The organism is Brunnivagina elsteri CCALA 953 (assembly GCF_002289455.1).
Classification (GTDB): domain Bacteria; phylum Cyanobacteriota; class Cyanobacteriia; order Cyanobacteriales; family Nostocaceae; genus Brunnivagina; species Brunnivagina elsteri.
Map to the genome: position 1 here is coordinate 1 of NZ_NTFS01000433.1, position 5,267 is coordinate 5,267.

A 5,267-nucleotide genomic window follows, 5' to 3' on the forward strand; every position below is an offset into this window, starting at 1 on the left:
ATTATATATATAAATAATGATATTCCGATCAATTTAAAAATGACTTCAGATAATATATTTACTCGCATCAGGAAACGCAAAAGGGTTGGAAAACAGCTTTGACTGATTCCCGATTGCTAATTTATTTGTTGGTGAATACTTTATTTATTACCTATATTGCTTTATCTGGTGGGACTTTACCACTGTATTTTGTTAACTTTGGGGGAACATCGGATACGGTTGTCGCAAACTTGTTTACCTGGGGTTATGTGGGTTTAGGAGCGTTGTTACAAGTTCCCGTGGTTCGATTTATTGCCAAACTGAGTTACTTAAATTCACTGATGATTTCAATGGCAATTTGGGGAATTGGTTTTCTCTTGGTGTCGATTTTGGGTGATTTTAGTGGCATGGGGAGCAATACAACTCAAGCTTATCAGTTGGGTATATTTGCGGTTTTTGCCATAGCTAGCATTATTTATAAACCTACATCCTCCGCTTGGATTTCCGAACTTGCACCAGCCAATTTACGAGGAGCTTATACCGCGATCGCATATCAATGTTGGGCAATTGGATATGTAATTGGTCCAATTATTGGTGGTTGGTTAATCGATCAATCCCATGCTGTGGCAAAATATACTTGGATTGCTGTGGCTTTGAGTACGATATCGGGTTTGGTTGTGTTGCAGATTTTGAACAAACGGAATGCAGTTTTAAAGGAAAATATTGTGGTTGATAGTTGATGTTTCAGGTATATTACAGGAATCATTGAATCTGATTATTTTGGTTCCCAACCCGAAGAATGAACTTATATTGTTGTAGTTAGCGCTTTTGTACGGGAAATAAACCCATTTACATCCAATGATGAAGCTTTAGAACGATTAATCATTCCTCCTCAAGAATTTCTCACAAAATATCAAGTCACCAATAACGAGATGATGAGAAAAATGATAGATGATGCGATCGCATGTTTAAGTGACGATCGAATCAAGTTAAAATTAGCTTTAGGAAACACAAGTCTTTTTGCTCAGTAGCAGTTCGATTCTCGACTGCTTCTAAAAGTCGCGAATCCAGAGAAGAGAGGAGAATTATTATGGAACACAAGCAAGTTAACTGCCAAGTCGATTGCGTCAATGGTTGTATTTTGGGTGAAAACTGCCCCAATACAGAATATCGTGAAGCCGTATCCAAGTTTATCGAAGACACTCCTTTGGATAAAATGTTGGAAATAGCGGAAGCTGCAAGGATGAAGAAAATGATGGAACCACCCAAGTGGATTTTACCAGATGATATTTAATTGGACGTAGGAGTATGTGCCAATTCTAAAATTCCAAGTGCGATTCCTGCACTTCTACAAAACTGATTATTTGCTCCAGAAACCGGGTTTCTCTTTAACTCAGTACGACTAGTTTCGATGCAACACCAATAGAAACCAGGTTTCTCCCATCACAATCATACTGAATGCAACGAAAAATTATTCAGGTTTTCGCGTTTAGGGAGAAAGCGGGTTTCTCGGTTTTATCATACTAATAGAGATTTTGTGTGGGGGAGAAACCTGCTTTCTGAGATATTTGGTTATTCAACTATTTCGCAACAAAATATTTAATGTCTCTAAATATTCATGCAATATAAGGTGAATTTATCGCTACTACACGTCCCGCATTTGCTAATGATTGATACACCATTGCCGCAACTTCTGCCCTTGTTGCTTCACGAGTTGGGTTCATTTGCTTGATGTTTGGGTAATTAACAATGATGCGTTTATCAGTAGCTATTAATACTGCATTTTTTGCATAATCGGGTATATTACTTTGGTCATCAAAGCTTTTTAATGATTTAACTGCACTTGCTGTAAGTCCTAATCCATTAACAATAGATACAATAATTTGCACCCTTTGAATATTTTCATTTGGACGGAAATTACCATTAGGATATCCAGAAAGGAATTGCCCTTGGTAAGCTTGTTGAATTGCTTGGTTTGCCCAGAAGTTATCAGGAACGTCTTTAAATTTAGTACCTTGACGTTTTGCTTGCGGGTTAAATGCTTTGACAATTAATGCTGCATATTGCGCTCTTGTCATGGTTGCATCGGGTTTGAATGTCCTATCTTTAAACCCTGTAATTATTCCAAATCGATTCAATTCTTTGATAAATCCTTCTGCCCAATGTCCGCTAATATCTGTTAATTTGCTCGGTACTGGTGTTGGTACTGGATTTGGTACTGGAACCGGAATTGGAATAGGTTCTGGTTCTGGTGGTTCTGGTGTTGGTATTGGTGTTGGATTTGGTGATGGTATTGGATTTGGGGTTGGTACTGGTATTGGTATTGGTGTTGGATTTGGTACTGGATTTGGGGATGGTATTGGGGTTGGTACTGGATTTGGGGATGGTATTGGGGTTGGGGATGGTGCTTGATTACCAAGAAATTCGATATTACCTTTACATTTTGCTGGTTCAACTTGGTTCCCAACAGAAACTAGTTTATTAGCACCAGCGTTTTGCAAATCGAATTGTCCATTATTGCGGAAAATATTTCCACCAGGACTATTTGTACTACCAATATCAGGTGATGCATTGCCAATAACAGTTACTCCATCTTGGACATTTCTTTCGCTAATATTAGCCCGTAATATGGGACGTGCATCACCAGAAATAACCAACCCAGAGCGGTTTTCGTAGATATTATTACCAGTCAGATTTGGTGATGAAGTGTCACTAATAGCAATACCAAAACCCGTTTTAAAGCATTGATTATTGCGAATATCACCCTTAGCATTTTTTGCGATCGCAATTCCATTTGCGGCATTCTCTGTACAAATATTATCGCGGATTAAGGGGTTAGCCTCACCTGTAATAAATATTCCTTCGCGCTTACATTTAATTAAAGTGCAACTAGCAACTAAAGGTGTAGTTGACTCAATCCAAACTCCAGTACCACGAGTTCCCAAGTTAGTAACACTGACACCACGCAATTCTGCACCACTTCCCATCAGAATTGTCACATTTTGACGGGCAAAGGTACGACTGAGGAATTCCCCGCTACCTTCAATAATAATGCTGCTGCCTTTGTTCGCTTCGTTACCAACTAAATTTACTCCCCCAGGAATTAATAAGGGGAATTTTTCACCACTTTGGATATTGTAAGTACCGTCTGCAAGTTGAATGCTTAAACCCGCAGATGCTTGCTGTAAAGCCTTTGTAATTGTTTTCAAAGGTGCTTGCTGGCTACCGATAGCGCTATCATTTCCACTAACTGGGTTTACGTAAATTTGAGGCATATTTATACATTTATCAAGACATACATATATTAGGGGGAAAAGGGGAAAGGGAAAAGAGAAAAGGGAAAATTGGGTGAAATAAATCAATTTCTCTCCGATAGACTTCCTGTCTCTACAAGTACTCGGATTGCACCAAATAAAATAACCCTCCCCTTATATTACGTGCTTCACATACTTACAGAAGCCACTCCGTGTTTAGGCTGTTGACTTTGATGGAATTTTTACGCTTTTGGCTCATACCATTTTTGTGTCGTATCTCGTTCCCAGTCTCTGGCTGGGAACGCATTGCCAGAGATGCCTAGTAGACATCGACCGAATTTAATTATTTGTTACCTAAGACCCTTGTCTTGCCTCCGTATTACTACGTCTCTACATTCATTTTCGGGGATGTCTATTACCAATTAACCATTACCTAATTTCACAACTTAGTTCCGCATCTTTTACAAAAATGTGCATCTGACTCATGAAAAGCCAAACCACAACCATTACAAACTGCCTCAATTTGATTAACAGATTTTACCAAACGCTTAATTAAATCGCCTATTTGCCAAGGTACTAACGCAATTCCTGTTAAAATCATTAACACTGTTAATAAACGTCCAAACTCTGATGTTGGTGTCAAATCACCAAATCCTACTGTTGTCATTGTGACAACAGAAAAATAAAATGCATCTAAAAAAGTAGTAAAATTATCCGAATTTACTGGATGTTCTACCTGATATATTAAACCAGAAAAGATAAAAAGAATGGCGAATAAAGTGAAGAGAATACGGGCAAAAATTACGCCATCTTCATTACTAATACCTAGTAAATATTTGCGATCGATAAATCTAATCAAACGTAAAATTCTAAACCAACGCAGTAGACGAATATAACTAATATCAACAGCACCTAAGAAAAAAGGTAAAATTGCCATCAAGTCAATAATTGATTGAAAACTCAATAGATATTTAATTTTCTGTTCGGCACTCCAAAGACGTAATCCATATTCAATAGCAAAAGTAATTAATATTGCGGTATCAATTGCGCGTAAATATAAACGAATTTCCTGGGGTATATTGTAAGTCTCAGCAACAAAAATACCTGATGAAAGTAAAACAAGCACCGCAATTGTTAAATTGATGATTTTACCAGCTGGTGTTTCTAAGTCTTTCAAGTAGAAATCAGCTTTTTGTCTACTTAGTAGCATCATATAATATTGGGGAGTCGGAATTGAGAATATATATATATGGATAAGTGACTTCCAAAATATAATTTCCCCAATTGTGTAGTGCGTACTCGCTACGGGTAGCATCTCCGTTGGACAAACCGAAAAGCTAGCTGCTTGTCAATAGCGAGCAGGAAAGCTCGCACTAGCATAATAGAATTGGAGATTTTTTCTAGTTGGAAGTCCCTAATGAATATTTTATGCGGGTTGCGCTAGAAGTGGCAAAAAAAGGTGAGAAAACAGAGCCAGGGTTAGGGAATGCGATACTTCGGAGCTTACCGAAGGTATCGCACAAATCCCAACATCACCACGAACGCGATCGCTTACCAAAATACGTACAATTGAGATTGCTACATTCTTTACTCTTGCCTGTTACAAAGACTACTCCAATCAAGGATTGGTTAGTAAATAATTCAAACTTTCTGACTTACCTTTAATTCAAAAGAGAAAAAACCGAAGAAATGTCCTCCTGGTTATAAACTTACAAATGAGGATGAGGATTGAAAAATAATTGGTAAGTCGTTAGGCAAAATTAAATAAACCTCGTCCATGATGAAACCCGGAGTTTTTTAGCGATTCAAATACGTCATTGCGACGTAAGGTAGACGCGCTTCTTCGGCTACTTACAGAAATAGCTAACGCGCTTACCGGCAGGGTAGCAATCTCAAGGTCTTTATGGAAAACTACAGTTCTCAAGATAGACTAGGTTTATATATTGCGATTGCTTCCTACGTCGCAATGACGAGGGTTTGAGATTTTCGGAATGTATAAATATTTTTGCGTCACCACTTATTAAGAAGATGCTA

Annotated in this window: 5 protein-coding genes; 3 read left to right on the plus strand and 2 right to left on the minus strand. The window is 38.0% G+C overall.

The window, feature by feature from the left end; genetic code table 11:
- Positions 1 to 98 precede the first annotated feature (98 nt).
- Both CK510_RS25705 and CK510_RS25710 read left to right on the plus strand, forming a co-directional pair.
- Complete coding sequence (locus tag CK510_RS25705; RefSeq protein WP_245912435.1) at positions 99 to 719, plus strand: MFS transporter; 621 nt, start codon at positions 99 to 101, stop codon at positions 717 to 719.
- Positions 720 to 1,069: 350 nt separating this feature from the next.
- Positions 1,070 to 1,273 carry a hypothetical protein gene (locus tag CK510_RS25710; protein WP_095724377.1) on the plus strand — a complete coding sequence of 68 codons (204 nt, stop codon included), beginning with the start codon at positions 1,070 to 1,072 and terminating at the stop codon, positions 1,271 to 1,273.
- A 322-nt stretch (positions 1,274 to 1,595) separates the two neighbouring features.
- Here CK510_RS25710 and CK510_RS25715 read toward each other — a convergent pair whose 3' ends face one another.
- Together CK510_RS25715 and CK510_RS25720 are read right to left on the minus strand one after the other, a co-directional pair.
- On the minus strand, positions 1,596 to 3,254 hold the full coding sequence (locus CK510_RS25715) for a DUF1565 domain-containing protein (RefSeq protein WP_095724378.1): 1,659 nt from the start codon (positions 3,252 to 3,254) through the stop codon (positions 1,596 to 1,598).
- 418 nt (positions 3,255 to 3,672) lie between these two features.
- Positions 3,673 to 4,443: an ion transporter gene (locus CK510_RS25720; RefSeq protein WP_095724380.1), complete on the minus strand. Its 771-nt coding sequence runs from the start codon at positions 4,441 to 4,443 to the stop codon at positions 3,673 to 3,675.
- Between the two features lie 194 nt (positions 4,444 to 4,637).
- On the opposite strand from CK510_RS25720, the gene CK510_RS25725 reads away from it, so the two are divergent.
- On the plus strand, positions 4,638 to 4,898 hold the full coding sequence (locus CK510_RS25725; protein ID WP_143289440.1) for a hypothetical protein: 261 nt from the start codon (positions 4,638 to 4,640) through the stop codon (positions 4,896 to 4,898).
- Positions 4,899 to 5,267: the final 369 nt, after the last annotated feature.

What these genes read in the sequence shown, in the direction of transcription:
- CK510_RS25710 (WP_095724377.1), top strand. Translation starts at nt 1,070, where the DNA reads ATGGAACACAAGCAAGTTAACTGCCAAGTCGATTGCGTCAATGGTTGT.
- CK510_RS25715 (WP_095724378.1), bottom strand. Translation starts at nt 3,254, where the DNA reads ATGCCTCAAATTTACGTAAACCCAGTTAGTGGAAATGATAGCGCTATC.
- CK510_RS25720 (WP_095724380.1), bottom strand. Translation starts at nt 4,443, where the DNA reads ATGCTACTAAGTAGACAAAAAGCTGATTTCTACTTGAAAGACTTAGAA.